Genomic DNA, 4,541 nt, shown 5'->3' with positions numbered 1-4,541 from the left:
CCCGGGATTTGCTCGGGCCGCAGATGAAATCGGTCGGCGAGGCCATGTCCATAGGCCGGACGTTCAAGGAGGCGCTTCAGAAAGCCCTGCGTTCGCTCGAAATCGACAGCTACGGGTTTGAATCGACCCTTCGATCGGGCTCAGGACAGGCAAACGGAAGCCCTGTCCTGAGCGGAGACGAAGGAGTGGAGACCCGGCTGGATGCCATGCGCGCGTCCCTGCAAACCCCGAACGCCCAGCGGCTGTGGTATGTGGCGGACGCGCTCCGTCTGGGCATGGGGGTGGATGAGCTCTACCAGCTCTCAAAAATCGATCCGTGGTTTCTGGGTAATATCGAGCAGATCATAGAGTGCGAAAAGGAAATCCAGCAGACGAGCGGATCAGGGGAGGTCACCGGGTCGGCTGCCCAACCGGTCGAGGTCGTAGCGGCATTACCGCCCGGCCTGTTACGTCGGGCGAAACAGATGGGCTTTTCCGATGTTCATCTCGGCCGTCTGCTCGGTGTCAGCGAGGGTGATATCCGGGCCGAGCGCGAACGCCTGGATGTGATTCCGGTCTATAAAACAGTTGATACCTGCGCGGCTGAATTCGTGGCCCATACGCCCTATTTATACTCAACCTACGAGGGGGAAGACTAATCCCAGCCGACCGACCGCAAAAAGGTGATCATTCTGGGTGGTGGGCCGAATCGGATCGGCCAGGGCATCGAGTTCGACTATTGCTGCGTGCACGCGGCCTTTGCGCTCAAAGAAGACGGCTTTGAAGCCATTATGGTGAACTGTAACCCCGAGACCGTCAGTACGGATTATGACACGTCTGACAAGCTGTATTTTGAGCCGCTGACGCTGGAAGACGTGCTGAGCATCGTGCGGCGCGAACAGCCGTATGGCGTCATTGTCCAGTTCGGCGGGCAGACGCCGCTCAAGCTGGCCGTGCCGCTCGAACAGGCCGGGGTACCGATTCTGGGCACGCCGCCGGATGCTATTGACCGGGCCGAGGACCGAGAACGGTTCAAGCTGCTGCTCGAACAACTCGGCTTGCGCCAGCCGGCCAACGGCACGGCCCGGTCGGTTGAGGAAGCCGTGGCCGTTGCCCAGGACATCGCCTATCCGGTGCTGGTCCGTCCCTCCTATGTTCTGGGCGGACGGGCGATGGAATTGGTGTATGACGAGGCGAGCCTGCGACGCTATATGCGTGAGGCCGTGTCCGTGTCCGCGGAGCGGCCGGTTCTGATCGATAAATTTCTGGACGACGCTACCGAGGTCGATGTGGACGCCCTGAGCGACGGCCGGCAGGTCGTAGTTGGCGGCATCATGGAACATATTGAGCTTGCCGGTGTCCATTCCGGCGACAGCGCATGTTCCCTGCCACCGCGCACCCTGTCCGCCGCCGTGCAGAGTGAAATCCGGCGGCAAACCACCCTGTTGGCCCAAGAGTTGGGTGTGGTCGGCCTGATGAATATCCAGTTCGCCGTCAAGGATCAGCAGGTTTTTCTGATTGAGGTGAACCCGCGCGCCTCACGGACCGTGCCGTTTGTGAGCAAGTCGATCGGCATTCCCCTGGCAAAAATCGCCGCGCGCGTCATGGCGGGAAAAACGTTGGACGAGCTGGGTTTTACCCAGGAGGTCATTCCCGACCACGTCAATGTCAAAGAAGCGGTGTTTCCGTTTATTAAATTCCCCGGTGTGGACACCATCCTCGGACCGGAGATGAAGTCAACCGGCGAGGTCATGGGGGTGGACCAGTCCTTTGCCATGGCGTTTGCCAAAGCGCAGTTTGCCGCGGGAAATATTTTGCCGGAAACGGGCAAGGCCTTCATCAGTGTGCGCGACCGCGATAAGCACGCGACCCTGCCCATTGCCAGGCGGTTGGTGGAGAACGACTTCTCCCTGGTGGCAACGCGCGGCACCTGTGCATTTCTCCAGCAGCACGAACTGCCGGTTGAGATGGTGAAGAAAGTCCTGGAAGGTTCCCCGCATATTGTGGACGCCCTCAAGGCGGGCTCGATCGATCTGGTCATTAATACGACCGAGGGGGTGCAGTCTATCCAGGACTCCTTTTCGATTCGGCGGAGTGCCCTGGAGTGCCAAGTGCCGTATTTTACGACGGTGGCCGGAGCGGAAGCCGCGGTCGAAGGCATTGCCCGCCTCAAGCAGGGCCTGCTCGGCGTGTGCCCGCTCCAGGCCTATCACGGCGAAGAGCACGGGTAAGAGGGTATGGCGGTCGGAAAGTCGAAAGGTGGAGAGGCGGAAAGACGACCGTCGGATGAAACGTCCCGTCCCCTTCGACCCGGCTCAGGGCAGGTTTTCGACCGGACATCCCCCCCAGCCCCCCTTAATAAGGGGAGAGAGAGGGGGGATGCTGCTCCGGGGCGTTCTTCTCGCGGCTTCGGGCCCCCGCTCAAAAATTCTGTGCAGTACGTCAAGGGCGTGGGGCCGCGTCGGGCCGAACAGCTGGCGCGGCTGGGCATAGAGACGGTCGAAGATCTGCTCTACCACATTCCCTTCCGCTATCAGGACCGGCGTGAAATCAAGAAAATCTGCCATCTTCAGGTGGGGGATGAGACCGCGGTCACCGGTCAAATCGCCCGGATGGAGCGTCGCTTTCTGGCCCGCCGGCGTCGCTGGGTGCTCGAAGCCGTTGTCCGAGACGAAACCGGTTTTCTCTTCCTGCTGTGGTATCACCAGCATCGCTATTTTCAGCAGCGCTATCAACTTGGTCAGCGGGTCCTGCTGTACGGCAAGGTCGAGAAGGGCATGAAGGGCGGCAAGTGGATGATCCACCCGGACATGGAGCCGCTGGAAGAGGATGACGAGACCGCCCGCGTCTTGCCCATTTACAATAAGACCACCGAAATGACGGTGGCTGCCATGCGCCGGATCGTGCATGGTGCCGTTGACCGCTACGTCGATCAGGTCGCCAACGGTGTGCCACAGGAAATTTGTGAGCGCTTGAATCTGATGCCGCTTAATCATGCCCTGCGGCAGTTACACTCTCCCTCGCTCGATGCTGAGGTTGTTGAACTCAATGAGGCCACCTCTCAGGCGCACCGGGCCGTGGTGTTCGATGAACTCTTTTATTTGCAACTGGGCATGGCGCTGCGCCGGCGCAATACCGTCCGGGAAGAGGGGTTGTCCATTGTGCCGGGACCGCTCGTCCAGCAAATATATAGTATCCTGCCGTTTCAATTGACCGCAGCCCAGGAGCGGGTGGTCGAGGCGATTTTTCGAGATATGGCCGCTCCCCACCCCATGAACCGTTTGGTCCAGGGGGATGTTGGGTCGGGCAAGACGATCGTGGCCTTTTTTGCGGCCCTGGCCGCTCTCGATAGCGGCTACCAGGTGGCTTTCATGGCTCCAACGGAACTCCTGGCCGAGCAGCACTACCGGACGCTGACGCCGCTGGCCGAGCAACTCGGTCTGTCCATGGTGCTGCTGACCGGAGAAATCCGCCCGAAACGGAAACAAGAGATATATGGCCTCCTGGAACGGGGCGAGGTCGAGGTCGCGGTCGGTACGCACGCCCTGATCCAGGAGGGCGTGCGCTTTCGGCATCTGGGCCTGGCCATTGTGGATGAGCAGCATCGCTTTGGGGTGATGCAGCGCGCCGCCCTGCGGAAACGCGGTGTGAACCCGGATATTCTGCTGCTGACCGCAACCCCGATCCCCCGCACCCTGGCCCTGACCCTGTACGGCGACCTGGATGTCTCAGCTATTGATGAACGCCCGCCCGGCCGCAAGCCGATTGCGACGCATGTGTTCCATGAAGGCGAGCGGAAAAAAGCCTCTTATCTTGTCAGACAAGGACCACCTCGACCGCGGCCAGCAGGCCTATGTGGTCTATCCGCTGGTTGAGGAATCCGAGAAGTCCGACCTGAAGGCCGCGACCTCCATGGCCAAAGAGCTGGCCCGGACCTTTTTTGCAAAATATTCGGTCGGGCTCGTCCACGGCCGCATGAAGGGCGACGAAAAAGACGCGGTCATGCAGCGTTTTAAGGCTGGCGAGCATCACCTGCTGGTTTCGACCACCGTCATTGAGGTCGGCATTGACGTGCCGAACGCGACCGTCATGGTGATCGAGCATGCCGAGCGCTTCGGCCTGGCCCAGTTGCACCAGTTGCGCGGTCGAGTCGGACGCGGGCAGGCGGCCTCCTTATGTTTGCTGCTGGCCCAATACGCGCCGGGCGACGAGTCCCAGCGGCGTCTTCAGGTCATGACGGAAACCGACGACGGCTTCAAAATTGCCGAAGCCGACCTGACGTTTCGCGGGCCGGGCGAGTTTCTGGGCACGCGTCAGTCCGGCATGCCCGACTTCCGGGTGGCCAATATCGTGCGTGACAGCAAACTGCTGGAAACCGCGCGGGACGAAGCCCTGGCCTGGCTCGAACGCGACCCCAACCTGACCACCCCCGAATCCCGCCGCCTCCGCGTCGTCCTCGAAGACCGCTGGGCCGGCCGGCTGGAACTGGCCAGGGTGGGCTGAGCCTGAGGCTGGAAAGTCGAAGATTGCTACTCAGAGGGGAGGCCGAGCGCGATTTGTAA

General features: G+C 61.1%; 2 protein-coding genes and 1 pseudogene. All 3 read left to right on the top strand.

Going from position 1 to position 4,541, the window contains the following annotated elements:
* Positions 1-2,210: pseudogene (gene carB, locus OXG98_07575) on the top strand (carbamoyl-phosphate synthase large subunit).
* Positions 2,211-2,411: 201 nt separating this feature from the next.
* Positions 2,412-3,854, top strand: coding sequence for a DEAD/DEAH box helicase (locus OXG98_07570; GenBank protein MCY3771861.1), 1,443 nt, complete (start codon positions 2,412-2,414; stop codon positions 3,852-3,854).
* Entirely contained in the window at positions 3,793-4,482 is a 690-nt protein-coding gene (locus OXG98_07565) for a helicase-related protein (GenBank protein MCY3771860.1), read from the top strand. Before OXG98_07570 ends, OXG98_07565 begins: the two co-directional genes overlap by 62 nt.
* Positions 4,483-4,541 lie beyond the last annotated feature (59 nt).

The sequence above is a fragment of the Gemmatimonadota bacterium genome (genome assembly GCA_026706345.1).
In the GTDB taxonomy this organism is placed as follows: domain Bacteria; phylum JAAXHH01; class JAAXHH01; order JAAXHH01; family JAAXHH01; genus JAAXHH01.
Note: the sequence above shows the minus strand (reverse complement) of the source record. Positions and strands in the feature narration are given on the sequence as shown.